The sequence below is a fragment of the Sphingopyxis sp. H053 genome (genome assembly GCF_001468225.1).
GTDB lineage: Bacteria > Pseudomonadota > Alphaproteobacteria > Sphingomonadales > Sphingomonadaceae > Sphingopyxis.
The window spans coordinates 166,957-193,614 of record NZ_LNRU01000002.1; the positions used below are offsets into that span (position 1 = coordinate 166,957).

The 26,658-nt window shown below is 65.4% G+C and carries 23 protein-coding genes; 15 read left to right on the plus strand and 8 right to left on the minus strand.

Features of this window, described 5'->3' with window-relative positions; all coding sequences use genetic code 11:
* Positions 1-2: 2 nt before the first annotated feature.
* From ATE70_RS03995 to leuC, 3 genes are read right to left on the minus strand one after another with little or no spacing between them, the layout of a single operon-like run.
* On the minus strand, positions 3-899 hold the full coding sequence (locus ATE70_RS03995; protein WP_058536657.1) for an alpha/beta fold hydrolase: 897 nt from the start codon (positions 897-899) through the stop codon (positions 3-5).
* Positions 896-1,510, minus strand: a complete 615-nt coding sequence (gene leuD / locus ATE70_RS04000) for a 3-isopropylmalate dehydratase small subunit (protein ID WP_058536658.1) — start codon at positions 1,508-1,510, stop codon at positions 896-898. Before leuD ends, ATE70_RS03995 begins: the two co-directional genes overlap by 4 nt.
* Positions 1,510-2,946, minus strand: a complete 1,437-nt coding sequence (leuC, locus tag ATE70_RS04005; protein ID WP_058536659.1) for a 3-isopropylmalate dehydratase large subunit — start codon at positions 2,944-2,946, stop codon at positions 1,510-1,512. The genes leuD and leuC overlap by 1 nt, the downstream gene beginning before the upstream one ends.
* Before the next feature lie 101 nt (positions 2,947-3,047).
* Here leuC and ATE70_RS04010 point away from each other — a divergent pair, with 101 nt between their 5' ends.
* The 6 genes from ATE70_RS04010 to ATE70_RS04035 all read left to right on the plus strand — a co-directional run bounded on the left by ATE70_RS04010 (position 3,048) and on the right by ATE70_RS04035 (position 14,288).
* A complete protein-coding gene (locus ATE70_RS04010; protein ID WP_058536660.1) occupies positions 3,048-3,965 on the plus strand; it encodes a LysR family transcriptional regulator in 918 nt (305 codons plus the stop codon).
* 431 nt (positions 3,966-4,396) lie between these two features.
* Positions 4,397-7,411, plus strand: coding sequence for a TonB-dependent receptor domain-containing protein (locus ATE70_RS04015; RefSeq protein ID WP_058536661.1), 3,015 nt, complete (start codon positions 4,397-4,399; stop codon positions 7,409-7,411).
* Positions 7,412-7,505: 94 nt separating this feature from the next.
* Positions 7,506-9,113 (plus strand): AbgT family transporter, encoded by a 1,608-nt coding sequence (locus tag ATE70_RS04020; protein ID WP_058536662.1) that lies wholly within the window; start codon positions 7,506-7,508, stop codon positions 9,111-9,113.
* 114 nt (positions 9,114-9,227) lie between these two features.
* Positions 9,228-10,424, plus strand: a complete 1,197-nt coding sequence (locus ATE70_RS04025; RefSeq protein ID WP_058536663.1) for a M20 aminoacylase family protein — start codon at positions 9,228-9,230, stop codon at positions 10,422-10,424.
* Positions 10,425-10,445: 21 nt separating this feature from the next.
* A complete protein-coding gene (locus tag ATE70_RS04030; protein WP_058536664.1) occupies positions 10,446-12,875 on the plus strand; it encodes a penicillin acylase family protein in 2,430 nt (809 codons plus the stop codon).
* 18 nt (positions 12,876-12,893) lie between these two features.
* Complete coding sequence (locus ATE70_RS04035) at positions 12,894-14,288, plus strand: NAD(P)/FAD-dependent oxidoreductase (protein ID WP_058536665.1); 1,395 nt, start codon at positions 12,894-12,896, stop codon at positions 14,286-14,288.
* Between the two features lie 6 nt (positions 14,289-14,294).
* Here the strand turns inward: ATE70_RS04035 and ATE70_RS04040 are convergent, their stop codons facing one another.
* Positions 14,295-16,370 carry a S9 family peptidase gene (locus ATE70_RS04040; RefSeq protein WP_058536666.1) on the minus strand — a complete coding sequence of 692 codons (2,076 nt, stop codon included), beginning with the start codon at positions 16,368-16,370 and terminating at the stop codon, positions 14,295-14,297.
* A 160-nt stretch (positions 16,371-16,530) separates the two neighbouring features.
* On the opposite strand from ATE70_RS04040, the gene ATE70_RS04045 reads away from it, so the two are divergent.
* The 5 genes from ATE70_RS04045 to ATE70_RS25355 all read left to right on the plus strand — a co-directional run bounded on the left by ATE70_RS04045 (position 16,531) and on the right by ATE70_RS25355 (position 20,593).
* On the plus strand, positions 16,531-17,430 hold the full coding sequence (locus tag ATE70_RS04045; protein ID WP_058536667.1) for a LysR family transcriptional regulator: 900 nt from the start codon (positions 16,531-16,533) through the stop codon (positions 17,428-17,430).
* 178 nt (positions 17,431-17,608) lie between these two features.
* On the plus strand, positions 17,609-18,241 hold the full coding sequence (locus ATE70_RS04050; protein WP_058536668.1) for an HAD family hydrolase: 633 nt from the start codon (positions 17,609-17,611) through the stop codon (positions 18,239-18,241).
* Positions 18,238-19,389, plus strand: coding sequence for an alanine racemase (locus ATE70_RS04055; RefSeq protein WP_058536669.1), 1,152 nt, complete (start codon positions 18,238-18,240; stop codon positions 19,387-19,389). Before ATE70_RS04050 ends, ATE70_RS04055 begins: the two co-directional genes overlap by 4 nt.
* A gap of 34 nt (positions 19,390-19,423) precedes the next feature.
* Positions 19,424-19,804 (plus strand): RidA family protein, encoded by a 381-nt coding sequence (locus ATE70_RS04060; protein WP_058536984.1) that lies wholly within the window; start codon positions 19,424-19,426, stop codon positions 19,802-19,804.
* Positions 19,805-19,996: 192 nt separating this feature from the next.
* The gene (locus ATE70_RS25355; RefSeq protein WP_058536670.1) at positions 19,997-20,593 is read left to right on the plus strand and encodes a YdeI/OmpD-associated family protein; all 597 of its coding nucleotides are present in this window, start codon (positions 19,997-19,999) and stop codon (positions 20,591-20,593) included.
* Positions 20,594-20,611: 18 nt separating this feature from the next.
* On the opposite strand, the gene ATE70_RS04070 is transcribed toward ATE70_RS25355, so the two are convergent.
* Positions 20,612-20,965: a winged helix-turn-helix transcriptional regulator gene (locus ATE70_RS04070; protein WP_058536671.1), complete on the minus strand. Its 354-nt coding sequence runs from the start codon at positions 20,963-20,965 to the stop codon at positions 20,612-20,614.
* Positions 20,966-21,068: 103 nt separating this feature from the next.
* On the opposite strand from ATE70_RS04070, the gene ATE70_RS04075 reads away from it, so the two are divergent.
* Positions 21,069-21,773 (plus strand): glutathione S-transferase family protein, encoded by a 705-nt coding sequence (locus tag ATE70_RS04075; RefSeq protein ID WP_058536672.1) that lies wholly within the window; start codon positions 21,069-21,071, stop codon positions 21,771-21,773.
* 88 nt (positions 21,774-21,861) lie between these two features.
* Positions 21,862-22,344: a GFA family protein gene (locus ATE70_RS04080; protein WP_058536673.1), complete on the plus strand. Its 483-nt coding sequence runs from the start codon at positions 21,862-21,864 to the stop codon at positions 22,342-22,344.
* Between the two features lie 5 nt (positions 22,345-22,349).
* On the opposite strand, the gene ATE70_RS04085 is transcribed toward ATE70_RS04080, so the two are convergent.
* Both ATE70_RS04085 and ATE70_RS04090 read right to left on the minus strand, forming a co-directional pair.
* Entirely contained in the window at positions 22,350-23,030 is a 681-nt protein-coding gene (locus tag ATE70_RS04085) for a helix-turn-helix transcriptional regulator (RefSeq protein WP_058536674.1), read from the minus strand.
* A gap of 45 nt (positions 23,031-23,075) precedes the next feature.
* Complete coding sequence (locus tag ATE70_RS04090) at positions 23,076-23,507, minus strand: nuclear transport factor 2 family protein (protein WP_058536675.1); 432 nt, start codon at positions 23,505-23,507, stop codon at positions 23,076-23,078.
* Positions 23,508-23,641: 134 nt separating this feature from the next.
* On the opposite strand from ATE70_RS04090, the gene ATE70_RS04095 reads away from it, so the two are divergent.
* Positions 23,642-24,877 carry an MFS transporter gene (locus tag ATE70_RS04095; RefSeq protein WP_058536676.1) on the plus strand — a complete coding sequence of 412 codons (1,236 nt, stop codon included), beginning with the start codon at positions 23,642-23,644 and terminating at the stop codon, positions 24,875-24,877.
* Here ATE70_RS04095 and ATE70_RS04100 read toward each other — a convergent pair.
* Positions 24,874-25,356, minus strand: a complete 483-nt coding sequence (locus tag ATE70_RS04100) for a methylated-DNA--[protein]-cysteine S-methyltransferase (protein ID WP_058536677.1) — start codon at positions 25,354-25,356, stop codon at positions 24,874-24,876. The genes ATE70_RS04095 and ATE70_RS04100 overlap by 4 nt on opposite strands.
* A gap of 116 nt (positions 25,357-25,472) precedes the next feature.
* On the opposite strand from ATE70_RS04100, the gene purT reads away from it, so the two are divergent.
* Complete coding sequence (purT, locus tag ATE70_RS04105; RefSeq protein WP_058536678.1) at positions 25,473-26,654, plus strand: formate-dependent phosphoribosylglycinamide formyltransferase; 1,182 nt, start codon at positions 25,473-25,475, stop codon at positions 26,652-26,654.
* The last annotated feature ends 4 nt before the right edge of the window (positions 26,655-26,658 follow it).

Here is a 26,658-nt window from a genome sequence, read left to right on the forward strand (position 1 = left end):
GTTCAGGTCAAAAACGCGCCCAGTTCGGCAAGCAATAATTCGGGCACCTCTTCCTGCGGGCTGTGCCCGCACGGCAGCGCGCACCCGCGCACATCGCGCGCCTTCGAACGCCAGCTTTCCATGACGTCGAAGAGCGTGCCCACCGTGCCATATTCGCCCCAAAGCAGCAGCAAGGGCGCCTCGATCCGCCGGTCATCATCGGCTGCATCATGTTCGAGATCGATGCTCGCCGCAGCGCGATAGTCCTCGCAGATCGCGTGGCGCGTCGAGGGGTCACGGTAGCAGCGGCGATATTCGGCGACGACGCGCGGATCGAGCGAGCCGTCGACCTTGATCTGGCCGGCAAGGTGGCGGTCGAGAAAATGGTCGGGATCGGCCGCGATCATCCGCTCGGGCAGGTCGAACGGCTGGATGAGGAAGAACCACCAGAAATAGCGCGTCGCGAATTCTCTGGTCGTCTGCGCATACATCGTCGCGGTCGGCGCGATGTCGAGCAGCACGAGCCGCGCGACGCGGTCCGGGTGGTCGAGCGCCATGCGATGCGCGACGCGCGCACCGCGATCATGCGCGACGACATCGAAACGGTCGAAACCGAGCGTCGTCATCACCGCGACCTGATCGGCCGTCATCGCGCGTTTGGAATAATTCGCATGCGCCGGATCGCCCGGCAGTTTTTCGCTGTCGCCATAACCGCGCAGGTCGGTCGCGACGACCGTGAAGCGCTTCGCCAGCGCGGGCACGACCTTGTGCCAGGTCAGATGCGTCTGCGGGTGGCCGTGGAGCAGCAGCAGCGGCGGCCCCGAACCGCCGACCGCGGCACGGATGCGCACGCCGTCCGCATCGACGTCCTGCCAATGGAACCCCGGCATGAGTTCGGGATATTCGGGACTATTGCTCATCGCTCGGCACCCATAAGCCAGGGCTTGCGGCCGAGATAGGCTTTCTCGAACGCGCGGATGCGGTCGGCGTGCGTCAGCGTCTCGCCGATCCGGTCGAGCCCGAGCATCAGCGCGCGCCGCGTGGCGGGATCGATATCGAAGCCGGCCGCATAGGCGCCCATCGCGATACGCTGCGCATCGAGGTCGACCGTCATCTCGCCTGCCCCGTCGCCCAGTTCCGCCATCAGCGCCGCGACCTGTTCGAGCGGCAGCGACAGAAGCAGCAGGCCGTTGTTCGCGGCATTGTCGGCGAAGATCGCGCCATAGGAGGAGCCGATGATGCCGCGGATGCCATATTGGAGCATCCCCCACACAGCATGTTCGCGCGACGAACCACAGCCGAAATTGGGCCCGACGAGCAGGAAGCGCGTCTCCGCCATGTCCGCGCGGTTGAGGATGAAATCGTCCCGCACCGCGCCGTTTTCATCGAAGCGGAGGTCGTGAAAAAGACCCGCGGCGAGCCCCGAGCGGTCGATGCCTTTCAGAAACGCCTTGGGCATGATGACGTCGGTGTCGATATTGGCGGCGGGCATCGCGGCGGCGCGGCCCGACAGGCGGATGAAACGCTCCATCAGTCAAACTCCTCCGCCGCAAGCTCTCGCACATCGGCAAGCCTTCCGGTGACCGCGGCCGCCGCCACCATCGCCGGACTCATCAGATGCGTACGGCCGCCGATCCCCTGCCGGCCCTCGAAATTCCGGTTGGTGCTCGACGCGCAGCGTTCGCCCGGCGCGAGGCTGTCGTCGTTCATCGCGAGGCAGAGCGAGCAGCCCGAACGGCGCCACTCGAACCCGGCTTCGATGAAGATGCGGTCGATCCCCTCTTCTTCGGCGGCGCGGCGGACGCCACTGCTGCCCGGCGAAATCATCGCGCGAACGCCGGGTGCAACCTTGCGTCCCTTCAATATCCGTGCCGCATCGCGCAGATCGGTGAGGCGCGCGTTGGTGCACGAACCGATGAAGGCACGATCGATCGCGATATCCTGCAGCGGGGTGTGCGGCGCGAGGCCCATATAGGCCATCGCGCGGATCGCATCGGCGCGACGCTCAGCGGGGAGGTCATCAGGATCGGGGACGATGCCGGTGATCGCGAGCGACTGGTCGGGACTGGTCCCCCAGCTCACCATCGGCGGAATGTCGCCGGCATCGAGCGCGATCTCCTTGTCGAACCGCGCGCCCGGGTCGCTGCGCAGGACCTGCCATTCGGCGCGCGCCTGGGCAAGCAGACCTGCCGACGGCGCGCGCGGGCACCCCGCGATATATTCGACGACCTTGTCGTCGGGCGCCATCAGCGCGACGCGCGCGCCGCATTCGACCGCCATGTTGCAGATCGTCATGCGCGCCTCGACCCCGAGCGCACCGATCGCTTCGCCCGCAAATTCGACGGCATGCCCCGCCGCGCCATCGGCGCCGATCCGGCGGATCACCTCCATGATCAGGTCCTTCGCGGTCACCCCGGGCGCCAGCGTCCCGTCGATCGTGATGCGCATCGTCCGGAGGCGGCGATAGACGAGCGTCTGCGTCGCCAGCAGATGTTCGATGTCCGACGTACCGATACCGAAGCCGACGACGCCGAACGCGCCATAGGTCGTCGAATGGCTGTCGCCCGCCGCGATGACCATGCCCGGCAGCACCAGACCGAGCTCGGGCATCACGACATGCTCGATCCCCTGCCGCGGATCGAAGAGGTCGAAGATTTCGATGCCGAAATCGCGGCCATTCTCACCCAGATATTCGATCTGCCGCCGCGCGCCGTCGTCGAGTTCGCCCGCCTCGCTGTCGGGGTTGGTCGAATTGACATGATCGACGACGCCCAGCGATGCCGCGGGCCGCCAGGGCGCCCGCCCGGCGGCGCGGAGGCCGCTGAACGCCTGGGGGCTTGTATATTCATTGAGCACCGTTCTATCGATATAGAGCAATAATCGTTCGCCAGCTTCGCCGGATTCGTCGAAAGACAATATGCGGTGTTCGTCGACGATCTTGTCATAAAGCGTTTTTGGCGCCGACATTCTTCTACCCTTCCTGCGGTTTCGCAGGCCGGGATTACCGTCAGCGGTTCGGACGAAGCCAATGCCGGGACAGTATCAATTGATGCGACGAGTGGATTCAAATGGATATCATGTGGCTCGAGGACTTCATCAAGCTCGCTGATGAAGGCAATTTTTCCCGCGCAGCCGAAGCGCGCAACCTGACCCAGCCGGCGTTCAGCCGCCGCATCCGTGCGCTCGAGGACTGGGTCGGCGCGACGCTGGTCGATCGCGACACGCACCGGATCGCGCTGACCGAAGCGGGACAGGCGTTTCGCGTCCTCGCCGAAGAGATCATGCGGCGCCTGACGCTGGGCCGCGACCATGTCCGCGAAATCGGCGGCACGCTGAGCAATGAAATCCGTTTCGCCTCGACGCACGCGCTGTCGACAACCTTTTTCCCCGCATGGCTCCGCAGCCTCCACGGCGGACAGGAGGCCGGGACGATCACGCTGATCGCCGACAATATGGCCGCGTGCGAACGCTTCATGCTCGAAGGCAAGGCCGATTTCCTCCTGTGCCACCATCATACGGCGGCGCAGCATCGCCTCGACCCGGCGGGCTTCACCTCGCTCGCGCTCGGCGAGGATGTGCTGATGCCGGTGACCGCGCCGCTCGGCAACGGGGCACCCACGCACGTCCTGCCGGGCAGCGGCGACCAGCCGCTCCCCTATCTGGAGTTCGAGGAAAAATCGGGCATGGGCCGCATTCTGCAGGCCGCGCAGGTGATTTCGGCGGGTTCGGCATCGCTCCGCACCGTGTTTCGTTCGCATATGGCGACCGCGCTGCTGTCGATGGCGCGCGACGGGCGCGGCGTGTGCTGGGCGCCGCTCAGCGTCGCCGCCGCCGACCTTGAGAGCGGTCGCCTTGTCGCCGCGGGCGATGCGCGCTGGCACGTTCCGATCGAGATCCGCATCTACAAACCGATCGCGCGGCGCAGCCCGAGCGTCGAGGCCTTCTGGACGATGCTGAAGAACCGGTTGAAGGCCGAGGCCAATTAGGGTCCAGACCCGCTACTTACGGGTCCGAGGTTTGAAGCGATTTTGCTCAGGGCGAGGAAGCAAGGCGCAGGCATATTGGAATATTCCAAGACTTGCTGACGCGGCCATGGGCAAAATCGGTCAAATCCCGAAGGGACGTCGAAATGGCTTCGATCTCGGGCCCGCGCGGCCTTGCGGGTAGCGATGCTACCCGCTGCACCCACCCGAACCCGATATCTTCGCCATTTCGACGCCTCGGACCCGTAAGTAGCGGGTCTGGACCCTAAATCGCCGACGGCGTAATAAAACTGCGCAGACGCCCCTCGCACCGCACGAATGATTCTATGTCGAACCGGCATTGGGATCGATGGCCGCATGTCCATAGACAGAATGGGCCCATGCACTAACCGACGAACGGACGGCTTTGGCAGGGTTCAGGGCGGAGAAAAAAAATGATCCAGGGACCGGCAACGGCGGAGAGCAACAAGTTCAAGATTTCCACATCGCTTCTCGCGATTTCCCTTTTTGCGGGGCTGACAGGCGTGGCGGGCACCGCACACGCACAGGACACACCGGCACCCGCGCCGGACGACAGTGCGGCGACGGAGGGCGCCAGCGACATCGTCGTGACCGGGTCGCGCATCGGTCGCCCGGTCCTCGACTTGCCGACCCCGGTCGGCGTGGTGAGTTCCGAAACGCTCGGCGCGAACAACGCACAGTTCGACATCGGCCGCGCCCTTGCCCAGCAACCCGCGATCGGCTTTTCGGGCAGCATGCAGCAGAGCCAGCAGAGCGGTGCCTCGGGCTCGCGCGGCGAGAATAGCGGCGGCCTCGCCGTCGTCGATCTGCGCAGCCTCGGGTCAAACCGCACGCTCGTCCTCGTCAACGGCAAGCGCCGCGTCGCCGGCGCCACCGACAGCGCGGCGCTCGACCTCAATTCGATCAATCCCAATCTGATCGAACGCGTCGAAATCATCACCGGCGGCGCGTCGGCCATCTATGGCTCGGACGCGGTCTCGGGCGTCGTGAACATCATCACCAAGGATGATTTCGACGGCGTTCGCCTGTCGTTCAGCGGATCGCAGCCGGCGCGCGACCCCGAAGGCTTCACCTATGGCGGAAGCATCGTAGCGGGGAAGAATTTCGCCCAGGGTCGCGGCAACATCACCGTCGCAGCCGACTATACGAAGGTGAAGGAAATCACCCCGCGTCAGGCCGACATGCGAAACAATGTCGCGATGATCAATCCGGCCGATACCGGGCCGAACGACGGCATTCCCGATCTGATCATCGTTCCCGGCGGCGAAGCCTTTCAATATTCGGGCTATGGCGCGGTGGGCCTGCGCGGCGACACGGGCGGCCTCGGTGCGTTCGTCTTCAACGATGACGGCACACCGCGCCGTGCGCCGACGCCGCTTTTCACCGACGGCAGCCTGTTCGGGAAATTCGACAATTGCGGACCGGCCTGCTTCCGCTTCGACGATTCGATTTCGATCGTTCCCGACATCGAGCGCTACAACCTCAACCTCAGCACCCATTTCGACTTCAGCGACAATGTGCGGGCCTATTTCGGCGCCGACTATAACAACACGTCGAGCTATGGACGCGGGCAGCCCGTGCTCCGCGCGGCACAGCCGATCAACATCGCGCAGAACGCGTTCCTCAATGAGCCCTTCCGCCAGCAATTGCTGGCGGCCGGCGCGACGACACTGGCTCTCGATCGCCTCTACACCGATGTCGGGCTGCGCTTCAGCCAGGTCGATCGCAACAGCCTGTCGTTCGTCGGCGGGCTGAAGGGCGAGTTCGAGACCGGATTCTCCGATCTCCGCTACGACATCTATGGCACCTACGGCCGCACCAAGGCGAAGTTCATCGGCTACAACCGCATGCTCCTGCCCAATCTGCGCGCGGCGCTCGACGCCGTCGTCGATCCCGGTTCGGGGCAGATCCGCTGCCGCATGGACGTCCCCTCGCTTCAACCCGTCGGCTATGTCCGGCCCGCCATCGTCGGCAGCGGCCCCTGCGTGCCCTTCAATCCGTTCGGTTCGACCGCCAGCTCGCAGGAAGCACGCGACTTCGTCAGCACAACAACGGTGTCCAACGCCTTCGTCCGCCAGACGACGGCGGGCTTCTCGCTCTCCGGGGATTCGAGCAAGTTCCTGACCATGCCGGGCGGCGGGTCGATCGGCATCGCCCTCGGCGCGGAGTATCGGAAGGAACGCAACGGCCGGACCACCGATCCGCTGATCAAGGCCGGCGTGACCAACCAGGCGTCGTCGCAGGATTATGAGGGTGGCTATCATGTTACCGAACTGTTCGGCGAACTCAGCATACCCCTCTTGACCGACATGCCCTTTGCCAAGCTGTTGTCGGTCGAAGGCGCGGTGCGCCACGCCGATTATAGCCACGCGGGACAGGCGACCTCGTGGAAAGCGGGTGCGATCTGGGAGCCGGTCGACGGATTCCGTCTGCGCGCGACGCTGAGCCGCGCCATTCGCGCGCCGAACATCTTCGAAGCCTTCCGGCCGAGCGAGGGTCAGACGACCAACGTCAACGACCCCTGTTCGCAAAACAACCTTGGTCAAAACCCCAATCGTGCCGCCAACTGCGCCGCGCTGGGCCGTCCGGCGGGCTTCGTGCCCGTCAGCGGCGGGATCGGCGTTCCCTTCATCGTGTCGGGCAATCAGGATCTTCGCCCCGAAGTTTCGGACAGCTGGACGGCCGGCTTCGTGCTGACACCGAATTTCCTGCCCGGCCTTCAGATTTCGGCCGACTGGTTCGACATCAAGATCGAGGACGCGATCAGCTTCCTCAGCCCGCAAGCGATCGCCGAAAATTGCGTCGACCGCGCCGGCGGCCCCGATCCGGACCTGTGTGCGCTGATCACCCGCGACACGACCCCCGGCGCAAACTTCTTCAGCATCACCGGCGGTAGAAGCACCTATGTCAACACATCGAAGCTGCAGACCTCAGGCCTCGACACGCAGGTATTTTACGCCCGCCCGCTGGGCGAGGGTCGCATCTCGGCCAACCTCGCCTTCACCTATCTGCATCGCCTGCGGACCTTCACCTTCCAGGCGCGGCCCGACCTCTACACCGTGCTCGAGGGTTTTTACGGCTACCCCAAATATAAGGGCGTCGTCGGGCTGAACTATTCGGTCGGCGGCCTGACGGTCGGCTGGCAGGGGCGGTATCAGTCGAGCCAGGCGCTGACCGACATTTCGCCGGGGATTAGCCGCGAGCTGCTGTCGCCCGACCGGACGGGTTCGCGCTTCTACAACGATATTTCGGCCTCCTATACGCTGCCGATGAACGGGAAGCAGGAAGCCAAATTCTCATTCGGTGTTACAAATCTTCTCAACGAAAAGCTGCCGGTGATGGAATCGGTCCAGGTCATCGATCCGTCGGGGGGCGGCTTCGATCAGTTCGGACCGGTTATCCGTCTCGGACTCGAAGTGAACTTCTGATTCCGGGCCGACAAGGTGGGGCTCGCGCCGCGTGCGCGGGCCTCATATTGTCTCTGTACAGCGATATGAATCCAGCCTGGCAGGAGGCGCAATTATGAGTGCTGAAACCATCCGCCCTGCCCGTCAGAGGGGGTTTCTCGGCGTCGTCGAGCGCGTCGGCAATCTGCTGCCCGACCCGACGATCATCTTCCTCTACCTGATCATCATATTGATGATCATATCGGCGGTCGGCGCGGGGTTCGGGTGGAGCGCATCGCTGCCCTATTCGGGCAAGGAGGCGCCCGCCGGCGCCGAGCTCGCGGGCGGCGTCCTGACCTATCGCGCGTCGAGCCTGTTCTCGGCCGAGAATATCGCGCGGCTGTTCACCGAGATGCCGCGCACCTATGCCAGCTTCACCCCGCTCGGCATCATCCTGACGATCATGATGGGCGCCGCGGTCGCCGAGCGGTCGGGGCTGTTCTTCGCGCTGATCCGCGGTTCGCTGCGGGGTACGCCGCGCCGCTATATGACGCCGATCATCGCGGTGGTGGGCATGGTGTCGCACCATGCCGCCGACGCCGCTTATGTCGTGCTGATCCCTATGGCGGCGGTGCTCTTCGCGTCGGTCGGGCGTCACCCGCTCGCGGGAATTGCCGCTGCGCTCGCCGCGGTGTCGGGGGGCTATGCCGGCAACATCATGCCCGGCCAGCTCGACGTCCTGCTGTTCGGCTTTACACAGGAAGCCGCGCGTATCGTCGAGCCCGGCTGGACGATGAACCCGCTCGGCAACTGGTATTTCATCCTCGGCATCGTCGTCTTTTTCACGCCGATCATCTGGTTCATCACCGACAAGGTGGTCGAACCGCGGCTCGGAACCTGGAGCGAGGAGGTCGACGAAGAGCTTCGCGCCGATCTCGAAAAAGGCGACCTCAGCGGCGATGAGCGGCGGGGGCTTCGCCACGCCGGCATTGCGGCGCTGTTGGTCACAGCGCTGTTCGCCGCGCTTTGTCTGTGGCCGGGCTACACGCCCTTCATCGATCAGGATGCCGAGGGCCCGATCCGCCTGCAGCCACTCTACGCCTCGATGATCGCGGCGCTGTTCCTGCTGTTCCTGCTGACCGGCGTCGTTTTCGGGCGCGCCGTCGGCACGGTCAAAAATTCGAACGACGTGATCGCAATGATGCGCGAGGGCGTAAAGACGATCGCGCCCTATCTGGTCTTCGTTTTCTTCGCGGCGCATTTCGTGGCGATGTTCAACTGGTCGGGTATCGGCCCGATCCTCGCGATCGGCGGGGCGGAGAAACTGCAGGGCATGAACCTGCCCCCGGCGCTGCTTCTCGTCTGCGTGCTGTTGCTGTCGTCCTTGATGGACCTGTTCATCGGATCATCGACCGCCAAATGGAGCGTCCTGTCGTCGGTCGTCGTGCCGATGTTCATGCTGCTGGGCATCAGCCCCGAAATGACGACCGCCGCCTATCGCATGGGCGACAGTTACACCAACATCATGACCCCGCTGATGAGCTATTTCCCGCTCGTCCTCGTCTTCTGTCAGCGCTGGGACAAGTCGATGGGGGTCGGATCGCTGCTCGCGCTGATGCTGCCCTATGCGCTGTGCTTTATGGCGACGGGGATCACGATGGTCGTCGCATGGGTGGTCTTCGACCTGCCCCTCGGCCCGCACGCGCAGGTCTTTTATCAGGTCGCGGCGCACGCCGTGCCGTGAGGGAGTCCATGATGAAATCCGCCGCCAAACATGCAACCATGTCCAATCAGCATTGGGGTCGGCCGCGCACCGCCCCTAGCCTGCCTTCGCCGCTGCGCCAGGAGGTCCGTCCCCATGTCCGTTGACCTCAAATCGCTCGAAACCGACATGACCGCCTGGCGCCGGCACATCCACCAACATCCCGAGCTCGGCTTTCACGAACAGGGCACGGTCCGCTTCATCCTCGACCTGCTCGAAAGCTTCGGAGTCGACGAGGTCCACACCGGCATCGGCGGCACCGGCATCGTCGCGACGATCCGCGCCGGCGGGTCGGACCGCGCGATCGGCATCCGCGCCGACATCGACGCGTTGCCGATGACCGAACTGACCGAGTCCGATCACAAGTCCTGCACCCCGGGCGTGATGCACGCCTGCGGCCACGACGGGCACACGACGATGCTGCTCGGCGCGGCGAAGCATCTCGCCGCGACGCGCAATTTCGACGGCGCGGTCCACTTGATCTTCCAGCCCGCCGAGGAATCGCTCGGCTATCAGGGGCCGGGCGGTGACCCCGACGGCGGCGCGAGCGCGATGATCCGCGACGGATTGTTCGACCGTTTCCCGATGGACGCCATCTTCGGCATCCACAACCGCCCGGGCATCGCTGCGGGCAAGCTCGCGGGGCGCGCGGGCGCACTCTATGCAGCGGCGGACAAATTCGAGATCGTCGTCACCGGCAAGGGCGGCCACGCGGCGCGCCCGCACCTGACGGTCGACCCCGTACTCGTCGCCGCGCAGATCATCGTCGCGGTGCAGAGCATCGTCGCGCGCAGCACCGACCCGATGGACGCCGCGGTCGTCTCGATCTGCAAGGTCGAGGCGGGCACCGCGTTCAACATCATCGCGGACGAGGCGCGCATGGGCGGCACGGTGCGCACGCTGTCGCGTGCCAGCCAGGATGCGACCGAACAGCGGCTGCGCGAGATCGTGACCGGCGTTGCCGCGTCATTCGGCGCGAAGGCGGAGCTGCATTACGAACGCGGCTATCCTGCGCTGCACAATCCGGCCGGCCTCTATGCGAAGGTCCGCAAGATCGCGATTGGCATCGTCGGCCCCGACCGCTTCGTCGATCTCGAGGTGCCGGGCATGGGGGGCGAGGATTTCGCGCGCTATCTCGACGTCGTTCCCGGCTGTTTCCTGCTGCTCGGCAACGGCGACGAGGGGCCGGGGTCGGTGATGCTGCACAATTCGCACTATGCCTATGACGACAGCATTTCGCCGACCGGCGCCGCGCTGTGGGTCGCCTTGGCCGAGACATTCCTGCCAAAATAGATAATCCAGGGAGATTTTTTGATGCGCCGTTCGACTGCCACCCTGCTCCATGGTTCCGCCGCACTGTTGCTTGCGGCGACGGCACCGACACAGGCACAGGAAAAGGTGGCCATCTACCGCGACGATTTCGGCGTGCCGCATGTGCAGGCGGAGACGTCGGACGCGGTGATGTTCGGCGCGGGCTATGCGATCGCGCACGACCGCCTCGCCGCTATGGAACTCGCGCGGCACAATACGCAGGGCCGCCGCGCTGAGCTTGTCGGGAAATCGGCGATCGAAGGCGACAAGATGATGCGCGGCCGGAGGCTTTCCGACGCGGTGCTGATGCAGCGCTACAAGGCGCTGGCGCCCGAACATCGCAAGATGATCCAGGCGATGGTCGATGGCATCAACAAGCGCATCGACGAAGTGAATGCCGACCCCGCGCGGCTGACCCCGCTCGAATTCATCCGCTGGGGGATCAAGCCGACGCGCTGGAGCCTCACCGAATATCTGACGCTCATCACCGCCGCACCGCTGGGGCGCGACACCTATGAAATCCGCAACCTCGAATTTCTGAAGGCAATGACGGCGCGCTACGGTCAGGAGAAGGCGTGGGCGATTTTCAACGACGTCGTGCCGATTTCCGACCCCCATTCTCCGACCACCATCCCCGCGGGCGACGATCTCGCGCCAGCCCGGCCGATGCCCACCCCGGTCCTCGCTCCGGCGCAACTGGCCCCCAATCGCAATGTGGCGTCAGCGGCGGCGCAGACGAAGCCCACCGAACCGGTGAAAGGCGCCAGCCGCTGCATGGTGATCGGCCCCGAAAAATCGGCGAGCGGAAAGGTGCTGATGCTGGAGGCCACCGCCGACGGCCCCGAAATCCATCTGAAGGGCGGCGGTTTCGACAATGCAGGGTTCGGGTCGACCGGCTGGGGTGTCCCGACGATGGGGCGCGGCGCGCAGCATGGCTGGCTGCTGGTGTCGGGCAGCAGCGAAGCCGGCACGACCTTCGCCGAAAAGCTCAATCCCAAGAACCCATACGAATATTGGTATAAGGGCGCGTGGAAGACGATGGAGCACCGCACCGAAGCCTTCAAGGTCAAGGACGGCGCGCCCTTCACGCACGAAGTCGCGTGGACGATCCACGGCCCGGTGATCGCGTGGGATGTCGAAAACGGCACCGCCTATTCGCAGCAGATGGGCGTCCACGGCCGCGAACTCGACACATGGGTCGCCTTTGCCGAAATGGGCCGTGCCAAGAGCCTCGCCGAATTCAGGGCCAAGGGCGTCGATCGCGTCGGCTGGAATATCGGTGCCTGCTACGGCGGCGAAGACGGCACGATCGCCTATTTCGAGGCGGGTGCGCTTCCCAAGAAGGCCGCGGGCGTCGATCCACGGCTGCCGACGCCGGGCACTGGCGAATATGAATGGACGGGCTTCCTGACCCCTGCGGAAAAGCCGCACACGATCAACCCGAAGCAGGGTTATCTCTTTTCGTGGAACAGCAAGGCGACCGGCTGGTCGCCGGAGGGCGACAATGCCCGGATCGGCACGACCTTCCGCACCTGGCTCGGCGACCGGCTCGCGAAGGCGGGCCAGTCGCTGACCTTGCTCGACATGCGCGAGTTCAACGGCAAGATCTTCAACGCGCTCGGCGCGGTCGACCGCAATCAGGCGGCGCCCGACTTTTTCGCGCCCTATATTCAGGCCGCGATCGCGGCGAGCGACGACCCCGAGGTGAAGCGCGCGGGCGAATTGATGCTGAGCTTCAACGGCCTGTATCAGGACCGCGACGGCGATCAGCGCTACGACAATCCGGGACTGACGCTTTACCGGACCTGGCTCCAGACGGCGCCGAAAACGCTGTTCGGCGACGATATGGGCGACTGGTGGAAGACGATCGATACCGACCGCTACCTGACCTATCAATCCAGCCTGCTGCTGCGCGCCTTTCAGGGCGACAAGGCCGGATTGCCGCTGGGCGTCGACTATTTCAACGGGCGCGACCGCACCGCGATGATGATCGACACGATCAAGGCGACGATCGCCGAGGTCAAACCGCGCTTCCCCGGCAAGGACATGGCCGAGTGGAAGCAGCCGGTCTTCTGGAAATATTTCGACGCGTCGCTCGAGACGCCTGACCGTCCGCAAATGGCGGAGGATTATCCCGAACATCGCCTGTCGGCGGTCCTGCGCCTCGGCCCGACGATGGCGCCGCACAATGGCGGCGAGAGCTGGGTCGGGCTGATGGAAATCGGCGCCGACCGGCGCGCGCTCTATTCGGTGATCGATGCGGGCGGCCAGAATCTGTTCATCGGTCCCGACGGCAAGGGGAACCCGCACCTCGCCGACCAGACGATGATGCACGAGACCAACGAGCTCAAGAAGATCGAGCTTTCGCCCGACAGGATAAGCAAGACGGCCGCGTCGACGATGACGCTCGAATATCGGCCGCCGGCCCGTTAGCGCGCGGCGGAGCCTCGATTGACCGCCGTCGTCTCAGCCGCCGACATCGGCAGCTATTGGCTGGCGAGTTGCGGAGATGATTTCACGCCGCGCCCTGCTCTGCCGGGCGACGCGACGGTCGATATCGCGATCATGGGGGGCGGCTTCACGGGTCTGTGGACCGCCTGGTATCTGCTGCAAAATGATCCGGACCTGTCGATAGCAATCGTCGAGCGGCAATTTTGCGGCTTCGGCGCGTCGGGGCGCAACGGCGGCTGGTGCTCGCCGCGCTTTCCGATCAATCCCGCCGCCCTCACCCGTCGTTTCGGCGCGGCGACGGCTCGGGCGATGCTGCTCGCGCAGCAGGCGATGGTGGGTGAAGTCGGCCGCATCTGCGAAGCGGAAGGCATCGACGCGCATTTCAATCCGGCAGGCGTCCTCACCCTCGCACGCAGTGCGGAGCAATTGCCGTCGCTGCGCCAGTCCTTCGACGCTTATGCAAAGCTCGGCATGGAGGATGGCTGCGAATTGCTCGACGCCGATGCGGCGCGGGCGGCGGTGCATGCGACCGAGGTCCATGGCGCCCTGCGCCTGCGCGCCGGCGGCACAATCCACCCCGGCCGCCTCGTGCGCGGGCTCGCGCGCGCGCTCGAACGGCGCGGGGTGCGGATCTATGAGGGGACCGAGGTGCTGCAAACCACCGCGGGCATGCAACCGGCGCTCGTTACCTCAGGCGGCACGCTGCGCGCTCGCCGCGCGGTTCTGCTCGCAGGCGAAGCATATTTGACCGCGCAGCCCGCCTATCGCCGCCGGCTGATCCCGATGGCCTCGACGATCATGCTCACCGCGCCGCTCAGCGCCGAGCGGTGGGACAAGGTCGGCTGGGCCGGAGGCGAATGCCTCAGTTCCTATGTTCACACGACCAATTACCTCACCCGCACCGCCGACGGGCGCATCCTGTTCGGCAGCCGCGGCGCGCCCTATCGCTATGGTTCCGACATGAGCGAGGCCGCGCTACGCGAAAACGCCAATTTCGGCTGGATCCGCGACCGGCTGACCGAATGGTGGCCGTCGCTGGACGGCGTCGAATTCACGCATCAATGGGCCGGCTATCTCGGCATTCCGCGCGACTGGTTGCCGACGGTACATTTCGATGCCGTGCGCCGGATCGGGTATAGCTATGGCTATACGGGGCATGGCGTGATCACCAGCGCGATCTGCGCGCGCGCACTCGCAGGGCTGGTCACCGGCGCCGCGGCCGATCTCCACGCGCCCTATGTCCGCGAGCGCGCCCCGAACTGGGAGGTCGAGCCGCTACGCTGGGCGGGCATCCGCTATGTCCAGAACGCCTTTCAGCGGATGGACGTGGCCGAAGCGGCCGGGCGGCGGCCGCCACCCGACGCAGGCTTGGCGAAACATCTGGGCGAGCCCTAGCGCCCCTTATTTCGTCCCATCCGCAAGCGCCCGTTCGAGGCCGGGGACAAACCCGGCGCCGGTCTTCAGATCTACCTGCGACCCGGCAAGGTCGTCGCCATAGGGCTCCGCGGGCCCGCCGAGGCATTTCGACAGGAAATGCTCGGCGATTGCCGCGAAGGAGATGTTCGTCGCGTCCTTCGCGTAGACATGACCCTCATCGGGGTAAAAGGCATAGGTCACGGGCTTGCCGCGCGCCTTCAACGCATCGACAATCTCTTCCGACTGGCTGGGAAAGATGCGCGGGTCGTTGGCGCCGTTGGTGACGAGCAAAGGTTTTGAAATTGCATCGACGCGCGCGATCGGCGAGCGCCGCATGAGGTCCGCCGCGCCCTCCCTTGTCGCCGGATCGCCGACGCGATTAACGAACTGCGGGCGTTGCCAGGTCCACCAGTCGGGCATCAAGGCGACTTGCTTTACCAGATTGCTGGGCCCCGCAAGGTCGACGCCGCACTGGAAGGTGTCGGGCGTGAAGCTCAGCGACACGAGCGTCGAATAGCCGCCATAGGACAGCCCCATCACCGCGACGCGGTCCTTCGCGGTCACGCCCTTGTCGATCGCCCACTGCACCCCGTCGAGCAGGTCGTCGTGCATCGTTTCCGACCATTTCCGGTCGCCCTTCGCCATGAAATCGCTGCCGAAGCCCCCCGACGCGCGAAAATTCACCGACAGCACCGCATAGCCGCGATCGGCGAGCCAGGCGTGTTGCGGATCGAAAGCCAGATCGTCGCGGAGCCAGGGGCCGCCATGGACGAGGAGCACCATCGGAACAGGGGTGACGGGCATCCCATCGGCGCCGAGCTTGGCGTTGGTCGGAAGCGTCAGATAGCTTGGCAAGGTCAGGCCGTCGCGCGACGCAATCTTCACGGGATTCCGGCGCGCGAGCGCCTGTTTCTCAAGATCGGGCCGCGTCGAGAGCAGCGGCACTAGCGTCCGGTCCTTGCGGTTCCACCAGCTATAGCGGTCGGGGCGGTTCGGAACCGTTTCGAGGAGCAGCCAGCGCGCATTGTCGGGGGTCTGGTCGACAATCTTGAACGGCCCCGCGGCCGCCGCTTGAAGCGCCGCGAACTCGGCGCGCACCTCGTCCGATCGCACCGTCCATTCGCTGACGAGCGGGTCCTCACGCGTCGCGAGCAGCGCGCCGCTGGCTTCGTCGAACAGCGTATCGACAATATCGGCGCGGCCCGACGCGGCGAGCGGGGTCTGCTTGCCCGTGGCGAGATCGACCGCGACGAGGTTCGCCTTGTCGCTGGTCCGGCTGTCGAACATCAACAGCTTGCCCGCACCGTCGAGCCCGAGGATTTTCGAATTGCGCAGCGAGGCCAGCGGGATCGTCATGAACTCGCTCGGTCCGGCGGGGTCCAGGCGGAAGTAAGTCGACGAGCCGTCGATATTGCCGCGGACGCCCAGCCGGATGTTGAAATCCGGATCGGCGACGACATCGATGTAATTTCGCTCGTTGCGGAGCACCTCGGTACGCTGCCCCGTCGCGAGGTCGATCCGGTAAATGTCGCGATAGAGGCGGTCGCGAATGTTCATGCCGACCAGGATTTCGCCGGGACGGCGCTTCGAAAGCTTCACGATCTTTGTCTGCACCGCGGGATCGGCGGTCATATTGACGACCGTGCGCTTTTCGAGGTTCGCGACCCAGAGCTGGCTATGCTCCTCGCCGCCGACATCCTTCAGCACCAATATGTACCGCCCGTCGGGGCTCCACTGGAAACTGTCGGGCGGCCGTGTATCGAAACGGGTGACCGGCGTCGCGGCCTTCAGATCGTCGAGCGGCGCGACCCAGACGTTGAGGACGCCGTTCAGCGGGTGGAGAAAGGCCAGCTGCTTGCCGTCGGGGCTGATCTGCAATTCGGAGTAAGTGGGCGAAGCAAAAAGCGCGTCGCGCGGCACCAGCGATGCCCGTGGCGCCGGCTCCGCGCCGACCGCCGGCAGGGCACCGACCATGATCGCTGCGCCCAGCATCGCGGCGGTCCACAGCGTTGCGCGACCGCCCCGAAGGCGCGGTTCGCGCCGCAACATGTCGAAACCCATCCCCAAAGCCCCCTGAATCAAGCCTGTCTGCGCACACAATCTGCCGACCGGCGGGCGCAAGCTCCAATGCGCAAAATGGATCAATCCATGCACATCAGGAGGGGTAGCCAGGCGCCCTCCCCGCACTACAACTTCCCAAGAGGCCGAAGGGGCATGAGTGATGGAACTGGCATGGCTTGAGGATTTCGGTGCCTTGATACACGCGGGCAACTTCTCGCGCGCGGCATCGACGCGCTGCGTGACGCAGCCGGCTTTCAGCCGCCGCATTCGCGCGCTCGAAGAATGGCTCGGCGTGGAGCTTGTCGACCGCAGCACGCACCAGATGGTGCTGACCCCCGCCGGCAAGCGCTTCGCCGTCATCGCCGAAACCGTTCTGCGCGATATCGAACATGGCCGGCGCGAGGTGCAGGAGATTGCCGGCACCTCGGCGTCGATGGTCAAGATCCTGGTCACGCACGCTCTGGCGCTGAACTTCTTCCCGCAGTGGCTCGCGACGCTGCAGGCGATGACCGATATCGCGATCCCGATCCAGCTGACCGCCGACAATATGGGCACGTCCGAACAGATGATGCTCAGCGGCAAGGCGCATTTCTGCCTGTGCTATTTCCATCCCGGCGCGCCGTCGGTTCTCGATGGGGCGGGTTTCCAGTCGATATCGCTCGAATCCGATGCGCTCGTGCCGGTCAGCGCGCCGCGCGAAAGTGATGGAGCGCCGCTGCACGCGCTCGCCGATGACGCCGATCATCCGGTCCATCTTCTGGCCTATGGCGCGGATTCAGGGATGGACCGTATCGTGTCGGCGACGCTCGATGCCAGTGCGACGCGCGCGAATTTCACGACCGTGTTCACGTCGCACACGCTGATCCTCGCGCGGATGGCAAGGGATGGAAAGGGGCTGGCCTGGCTTCCGCTGAGCATCGTCGCGGATGATCTGAAGCGCGGCGCGTTGGTGCGGGCGGGCGATGCGCGCTGGGACATTCCGGTCGACGTCCGGCTGTATCGGCCGCGCGGCCGGCAATCGCCGTCGGCCGAAGCATTCTGGAAGCTGGCGACGGCATAGACGGGAATGGCGCATGCGAACGACGTCCATACGCGGCGGCATGAAACCATCAGCAACGGGCATTTGCCGGCCGGGCGGCCGCGTTGCTAATCGCTCGGCGCCATCCGGCGGAATCCCCGACCCGAAGCCTGTGGAGCCGCAGACTCCGGGCATCATTATTGAATTTGGATCCCGATCTATGAAACAGCTCGCTCCCGTCGAAGCGGTGGTCTTCGACCTTCTGACCGCACTTCTCGATTCCTGGTCGGTCTGGAACCGGGCGGCCGGGTCGGCGAGCGACGGGCTGCGCTGGCGCCGCGCCTATCTCGAGCTGACCTATGGTTGCGGCGCTTACCGCCCCTATGAGGATCTCGTCCGCGAGGCGGCCGCCAAGGCGGGCGTGGCGGTCTCGGCACCCGATGCGCTGACTGCGGGCTGGAACACGCTCCAGCCCTGGCCGGAGGCGCCGCCGCTGCTTGCCGATCTCAGCGCGCGCGGCATCGCGCTCGGCGTCATCACGAACTGTTCGACAGCTTTGGGGCGGCAGGCTGCGGAACGGGTCGGCGTGACTTTTTCCGTTGTCCTGACATCCGAAGAAACGGGCTATTACAAACCGCGACCCGAATCCTACCGCGCCGTGCTGGACCGGCTCGGCACCGATCCGGCGCGGACGCTTTTCGTGGCGGGCTCGCCCGCGGACATTCCCGGCGCGGCGGGCGTCGGCATGCCGGTTTTCTGGCACAACCGCGCCCGCCTGCCCTTTGTCGCCGACGCGGCGCGGCCGTTCCTGATTGCCGATACGCTCGATCCGCTGCGCGAGTTGGTCCGATGAGCGCGGCCACGATGTTCGCGGGATTGAACACCCCGCGCCTGATTCTCGACGCGGACCGGCTGGAGCGCAACGCCGCGCGCATGCGCGCCCGCTGCGACGCGCTGGGCGTCACGCTGCGCCCGCATCTGAAGACGGCCAAGTCGGCCGACGTCGCGCGTATCGCGGCGAACGGCGAGCAAGGGCCGATCACGGTCTCGACGCTGGCTGAAGCCGAATATTTCGCCGCGGCGGGCTGGCGCGACATCCTCTACACGACCGCGATCGCGCCCGCAAAACTGGCGCGCGTCCATCATATCCAGCGCGAGCATGGCGCACGGCTGCTGCTTGTCGTCGACGACGGGCAGGCCGCCACTGCGATGGGCGAAGCCGCGGCGGTGCTCGGCGCGCGCTTTGGCGTCCTGATCGAGGTCGATTGCGGCGAACACCGCAGCGGCACCGAACCGGCGTCAGAAGAGCTTGTCGCGATCGCGGGGGTAATTGCGGCCTGTTCGCCGCAACTCGAATTGATGGGCGTGATGACCCACGCGGGGCATAGCTACGCGTTCGACGATCCCGCGCCGATCCGGGCGCTCGCCGAAGTCGAGCGGCATGCGGCGGTCGCATCGGCGGAATTGCTCCGCGCGCGCGGTTACACCTGCCCCATCGTCAGCGTCGGCTCGACCCCGACGGTGGTTTTCGCCGAACAATTGCGCGGCGTGACCGAAGTGCGGGCGGGCATCTACCTGTTCTGCGACCTTGCCCAATTGTCGCGGGGCGTCTGCGCGCAAGAGGATATTGCCGTCTCGGTGCTGGCGACGGTGATCGGCCACCAGCGCCGCGGCGCCGGCCCCAGCCTGATCCTCGATGCCGGCGCGCTCGCGCTGTCGAAGGATGTCGGGGCCAACCGCTTCATGCCGAACGCCGGATATGGGCTGGTCTGCGACGCCGCCACGCTCGAGCCGCTGGAATCGCTGACGGTCGTGACCGTGCATCAGGAACATGGCGGCGTGCCCGTGCCCGACGAAAGCTGGTTCAAACGCCTGCCGATCGGCAGCGTCGTCCGCATCCTGCCCAATCACGCCTGCCTGACCTGTGCCGCCTACACCTCCTACGACGTGATGCGCGGCGGGGTGCTGACCGAAGAATGGCCGCGGACCGGCGGATGGTGAGGGACTTTCGGAGATCGAGATGAAGGTTCAGAAAATGACAGAGATACGCTGCGCGGCGGCGCCGCCCCCCGGCGGGCATTATGCCCAGGCCATGTTGCACCGCGACACGCTTTATGTTTCGGGCCAGCTCGGCGTGACCGGCGAAACACCCGATCCCGAAAGCCGTTCGGTCGGCGAGCAGGTCAACTTTGCGCTCGGGAACATTGCGGCGATTGTCGGTGTGGTTGGCGCTTCGCCGGACGACATTGTCCGCTGCACCGTCTATGTGACCGACGTCGCGCATTGGGGCGAAGTCAACCGGGCCTATGCGGCGTTTTTTGGCGCGCACCGCCCCGCCCGATCGATCGTTCCCTCCGGTCCGCTGCACTTCAATGCGCTGGTGGAGATCGAAGCCGTCGTCGCGGTGAGTGTCTGAGACCGGGCGCGAAGCGGACATAGCAAGGTAATAGTGGGCGCGCGCTTTAATCGACTGGCGGTATTTATCGGCGAGCGGTCTGGGGCTAGAGCCCCGATCATAGCGCGAGACTCGAACGCAATCGAATGGTTTTGACTATTCTTTAATTTTCAATATCTTATGGCGGAGTGAATTTATGAATGGGACAGGGTCATGGCCGCCGTCGAGGTAGATCCCAACAAGGTTCACGAATTCGTCGACATGGACGGTTTCTATGACTGGCTGGCCGCGCATCACACCACCGAGCGCGAGGTGTGGATCAAGGTCCACAAGGTCAAATCGGGCCTCGCGTCGATCACGCCCGAACAGGCGATCCACGCGGCGCTGTGCTGGGGATGGATCGACGCGATCCGCAAATCCTTCGACGAAAAAAGCTTCCTGCAACGCTATACGCCGCGTGGGCCGAAGAGCGTCTGGAGCCAGATCAATATCGACAATGTCGCGCGCCTGACCGCCGAGGGCCGGATGACCGGGCATGGGCTGAAACAGGTCGAGGCCGCGAAGGCCGATGGCCGCTGGGATCGCGCCTACCGCGTCAAGGGATCGGAAATTCCGGACGATTTGCAGGCGGCGATCGACGCCGAACCCCGGGCCAAGGCCATGTTAGAAAAGCTGACCGCGCAGAACCGCTTCGCGCTGATCTTTCGCCTCGGTACAATCAAGACCGAGACCGGGCGGAAAAAGAAGATCGCCGACATGGTCGCGATGCTGAAGCGCGGCGAGACTTTTCACCCGCAAAAAGCGAAGTGACCCCGCTGCGGAGCGGTTTCAACCGTTGGTCGCAGCAACGATAGCTGCGTCGGCATCAGCACCGCCCGCCACGGCATCCCACCAATCGCCGAGCGCGTCGATCAGCGGCACGAGCCGTTCGCCGTCGGTGGTCAGGTCATATTCGACCCGCCGGGGATAGCCTTCGAATTCGGTGCGCTGGACGATCCCCGCATCCTCGAGCTTGCGCAGTTCGAGCATCAGCATCTTGTGCGAGATCGTCGGATTGTCGCGGCGCAAGTCGCTGAACCTTTTGGTTCCGTCGCTGAGATAATAGAGGAGCAAGGTCGGCCAGCGGCCGCTCAGCACCTGCATCACTTCCTCTATCGGACAGCGCGAAACCAGATCTTTCATCAGAGCCTCATGGTTACAAAAAGGTGCGTAATTTACGTGGCGACGGCGCGTCCTATATCTGGTTTCGCTGCGCAGCTCCCCCTCAAGAAGATGGAGCAATACATTGGAACCGATCCTTATCTATGGCTTCCCGCTGGGAAGTTCCATGGGCCTCGTCGCGGCGCTCGAATGGCTGGGCAAACCTTATCGCCTGTGCCGCGTCGACATGCTCGGCGAAATGCGCGAGCCCGCCTATGCCCGCATCAACGCCCGGCACGAGACCCCGGCGCTGATTACCCATCAGGGCAATGTCCTGACCGAAACGATGGCGATCGCGCGCTGGTTCGCGGCGCGCGACAGCGAACGGCGCATCAGCTTCGACCCGCTGTCGCCCGAGGCCGACCGGATGACCCAGCTGATGGCGTTCATCAACACCGGATTTACTGGGTCTTTCACCCCGCTGTGGGTCGCGCTCGAAATGGACCCGCCGCGCCCCGCGCTGCAAGCGTCGCTCCGCGAATGGGGCAAGGAAGCGGTGATCGAACGCTACGACCGGCTGGAGGAAATGGTCGGCGAAGGCCGCTATCTGGTCGGCGACCGGCCGACGCTGGCCGATGCGCTGTTCATCGGGGTCGCGCGCTGGCTGGAGTTTCACGAGGTCGCCGAGCCCATTCGCTGGCCGAAGCTCGCGGCGCTGCGCGCAAGGCTGGAGGCCGACCCGGCCGTCGCCTATGCCACCGCGCTCGAAAGCGGCGCGACGGCGCCGGGTAGCGGCCTTTCCCTCGGCCATGTCCCGCTCGCCGAAGTCATCGAGCTCTACGGTGCCTGACGGGGTGGGTGCGCGGCGCGTCGTCGCCGCGCACCGCTTCCCCGCGTGCGCGATTGTGAGTGCCCGCCAGCTTTGATAGCAAGGCGTCATGGACAGGATCGAAACCGAAGCATCGGGCGGCTGCCAGTGCGGCGCGGTGCGTTATCATGTCACCGCGGTGCTCGACAGCTCGCATATCTGTCATTGCCGGATGTGCCAGAAGGCGGCGGGCAATTTCTTTATCGCGCTGATCGGCGTGCCGCGCGACGCGATTACATGGACGCGCGGGGAGCCTGCGACCTTCAACAGTTCGGACAAGGCGGCGCGCGGTTTCTGCCGCGATTGCGGGACGCCGCTGACCTATGATTATGCCGGGAGCAAGCATATCAATCTGACGACCGGGTCGTTCGACGATCCGTCGGCGTTCCCGCCGCAAGTCCAGTTCGGGACCGAAGGCCAGCTGTCGCTATTCGAGGACCTGCCGATCAAGGCCGAGGGCACCACCGAGGAAGTGATGAGCGACCTTGTCGGCGCGATCAAGGCGAGCAACCACCAGCATCCGGACCACGACACCGACCGCTGGCCCGCCTGACCCTCCTATGAGGGGAGCGCATTTATCGCCGCGCTGGGCGTCAGGCCAAAGGTTTCGCGAAAGGCGCGCGACAGATGCGCGGTGTCGGCAAAGCCCGCGTCCATCGCCGCGGTGCGAACGAGCGCGCCCTGCTTCATCTGCTGTGCGGCAAATTGCATCGCCGACCAGCGCTTGAATTCGCGAAAGCCCTGCCCGGTTGCCGCCCGGAAAAGGCGCAACGCCCGCGTGCGTTCCATGCCGAGCCGCTGCGCCAGCTCGTCCTGCGGCATCCGCCGCATCGGGTCGGCGTAGATCGCGCGCACGGCGTCGGCGACGCGCGGCAATGGCGGAGCGGCAGCGACGGTCAACCGCGCGCGCAGCTCGTCGGCGGCATCGCCCGCACCGTCCAGCACTGTGCCCGCTAATTCAGCCAGCTTCCCGTCGAGCGCGCGCGCCAGCGGAACGTCGAACGGAAAGGCGAGACCATCGAGATAGAGGATGTCGGCGCCGCGCGCGGGCAAGGCGATGGCATGCACGACGCCGGGGCGGATCAGCAGCATGTCGCCCTCGACCACCATACCATCCAGCGTCAACCGCAGCGGGCCGCCGCGCCCCATCAAAATCCCGGTGACCGGATTGGCGTGCGGCGCAAGCAGAGCGTCGACCGGCAGCAGCGAATTCCGGAAAGGGGAGACGGGATCGGGCATCGCTGGGACTATCTGCCGGTCGAGCGCCGGGCGCAAGCGCCGCCGCTAACGGTCGATCCCGGCACGCACGAACGCGCCGTGCATCTCGCGCCCGTTCGGATAGACATCCTTGCGCACCACCTCGCCCGCATCGTTCAGCGTGACGACGTCGAGCATCCCGACGCGCGCAACAAAAGGCGCGCCGCCCGGTTCGGTCAGCGCAAGCAGCATCGTCCATTCGAACACCCAATGGTCGTCGCCGTAGAGCCGCCGCCCCATTTCCTGCGTGAAATCGAAGGTCGCGAACAATTGCCGGCAATGCTCGCGCAGCCGCTCGCGTCCCGTCACAGGCTCGGTGCCGTCGTGGAGCGCGAAGACCGTGTCGTCCGAATGGAGCGAAGCGATCAGGTCGGGATCCTTCGTTTCCCAGCCGACATGATAGCGGTCGAACAGGGCGGCAACGGAAAGGGGGCGTTCGATTTGTGCGGTGGCGGCCATCTGCTTTCTCCCATGATGTTGCGGAAAGAATAGCGGGTCGGCTGGCGAATGCGTTGAACAAACGTGCGCCAATTTTCGCTGGCGCGCGACCGCCCATCTGATAGCCCTGCCCCCGGGCAGGGGAGCGCTTGAATATGGCGACACAATCGATCGAAGGCCGGGCTGGCGGAAAACGGGTGACGTGGATCGTCGTCCTGATCGCGCTTTCGGTCCTGCTCAACTATGTCGATCGCGGCGCGATCGGCGTCGCCGCGCCGCTGATGAAGGAAGAGCTGGGGCTGTCGGCTACGGGCTTCGGCCTCGCGGTCTCGGCCTTTTTCTGGGTCTATGCCCCCGCCTGCCTGTTCGTCGGCTGGCTCTGCGACCGCTTTTGCGTCTACCGCGTCTTTGCACTCGGCGTGGCGATCTGGGCGATCAGCACCGCGCTCACCGGTTTCGCGGGCGGACTGATATCTCTGATCATCCTGCGGCTGTTCCTCGGGTTGGGCGAGAGTATCGCCTTTCCGGGCAGCAGCAAGATTTTCGCTGCCGAAGTGCCGGTCGAGCGGCGCGGCATCGCGAACGCGTCGGTGTCCGCAGCGATCGCATTCGGCCCTGCCATCGGCGTGCTCGCAGGCGGCGCGATCCTTGGCGAATGGGGCTGGCGGCCGGTCTTCTGGATTTTCGGCGCGGTGACTTTGCTGTGGCTCATCCCCTGGCAATTCGCCGCGGCGTCGATGCGGGCACGCGCGGGCACAGTGCCCGCGAGCGAGCGGGTATCGATCCGCCGTCTGCTTCGCGTGCCGGCGCTGTGGAAGATGAGCGCCGTCCATTTCCTGTCGAACTACGGCTTTTATTTCCTGCTCGCGTGGCTGCCGCTCTACCTCGTCAACACGCGCGGTTATTCGATCGGCGAGATGACCGCGCTGACGACGCTGAGCTTCACGACGCAAGGTGTCGTCGCGCTCGCGGGCGGCTGGCTGTCCGACCGCATGGTCGCGAAAGGCGCCAATGAGGGCGAAGTACGCCGCTGGCTGATGATCGCGGGGCAGCTCGCCATCGGCACGGCGACCGCCGGCATCGCGGTCGCGGATGGCTATGCGATGCTCGCGCTGTGGCTGGCGGTCGCAGGCTTCGGTGCCGGGCTGATCGCCACGAATATCTTCGCCGTCGGGCAGATTTTCGCGGGGCCGCGCGCGGCGGGCAGCTGGATGGGGGTGCAGAATGCGCTCGGCAATATTTCGGGCATCGTCGGCCCGATCGTCACCGGGCTGATCGTCGATTATCTTGGCGGCTATGGCTATGCCTTTGCGGCCGCCGCCGTGCTGTCGCTGCTGGGGGCATTGCTGTGGTGGAAGCTCATCCCCGAAATCCGCACGCTCGATCTTTAGGCCGCTCGTTCGAGATCGAGCAGGAACGCCTTTGCCTCAAGCCCGCCGGCGAAACCGGTCAGCTTGCCGGTCGATCCGACGACGCGGTGGCATGGCGCGATGATCGAGATGGGGTTGCGGCCATTGGCGGCGCCGACCGCGCGCGATGCGCCGGGGGCGCCGAGCTGGTCCGCGATCTCGCCATAGCTGCGCGTCTCGCCGAACGGGATAGCGAGCAGCGCGGCCCAGACGCGCTTCTGGAAATCGGTGCCGGCGAACGATAGCGGCACGTCGAAGGTGCGGCGTGTCCCGGCGAAATATTGCGCGAGCTGCCGCTCGGTTTCGAGCAAGACCGGATGGTCGGCCTTTTCGGTCAATGCGCCGAGCCGGACACGGTCGGGCTTGTCATTTTCCCACAAGATGGCGGCGAGTCCGCGGTCATCGGCGACGAGGGTCAATTCGCCGACCGGCGACCAGATGGTTTTGGAATAATGGGTCACGGGTTGTTCCTTTGGATGTCATTCGCTGTCGCACTTTGATGCTGAAATCCATATGGCGGAGGCCGCGCAGCGATGCGTCCCGAATCTTGCGCCCAACGTCGATGGAAAGTTTTTGCATGACCCCCACCGCCACCATCCTCCTCCTCGGTTCGGGCGAACTCGGCCGCGAGTTCGTGATTTCGGCGAAGCGGCTCGGATGCCGCGTCATCGCGTGCGACAGCTATGAAGGCGCGCCCGCGATGCAGGTTGCCGATGGCTACGAGGTGTTTTCGATGCTCGACGGCGACGCGCTGCGCGCCACTATCGAAAAGCATCGCCCCGATCATATCGTGCCCGAGGTCGAGGCGATCCGCACCGAAATCCTCGCCGAAGTCGAGGCCGAGGGCTTTCACGTCGTTCCCTCGGCGCGCGCGGCGCAGCTGACGATGAACCGCGACGCGATCCGCGACCTCGCCGCGAGCGAACTGGGCCTCAAGACCTCGACCTTCGAATATGCGACGTCGCGCGAGGAACTGGTCGCGGCCGCCGAACGCATCGGCTTCCCGCTTGTCGTCAAACCCGTGATGTCGTCGTCGGGCAAGGGCCAGAGCACAGTCAAGGACGCGGGCGGCATCGACGCGGCGTGGGATTATGCCGCCGCGGGCATGCGCGGCGACCGGCTGCGCGTCATCGCGGAAGCCTTTATCGATTTCGATTACGAGATCACGCTGCTCACCGTTCGCCACAAGGACGGCGTCAGTTTCTGCCCGCCGATCGGCCACCGGCAGGAACGCGGCGACTATCGCGAAAGCTGGCAGCCCGCCGCGATGTCCGATGCCGCGCTCGCCGCGGCGCAGGACATGGCGACGAAGGTCGTCGATGCGCTCGGCGGCCACGGCATTTTCGGGGTCGAATATTTCGTGAAGGGCGACGAGGTGATCTTCTCCGAACTCTCGCCGCGCCCGCACGACACCGGCATGGTTACGCTGATCTCGCAATCGCTGTCCGAATTCGACCTGCACGCGCGCGCGATCCTCGGCCTGCCGATCCCGGCGATCGCGGTGCCCGACGCGAGCGCGAGCGCGGTGCTGCTCGCCGACCGCGATGCGAGCGATTTCGCGATCACCGGTCTCGCCGAGGCGCTGACCCCGCCGAACGCCGAAACCGCCGTCGATGCGCGCATCTTTGGCAAACCGGTGACGCGGCCGTATCGCCGCATGGGCGTCGCGCTCGCCAAGGTCGCGGGCGGCAGCACCGACGACGCACGCGCGGCGGCGGTTGCGGCGGCGGCAAAGCTGCATATCGACTATCGGGGCTGACGCG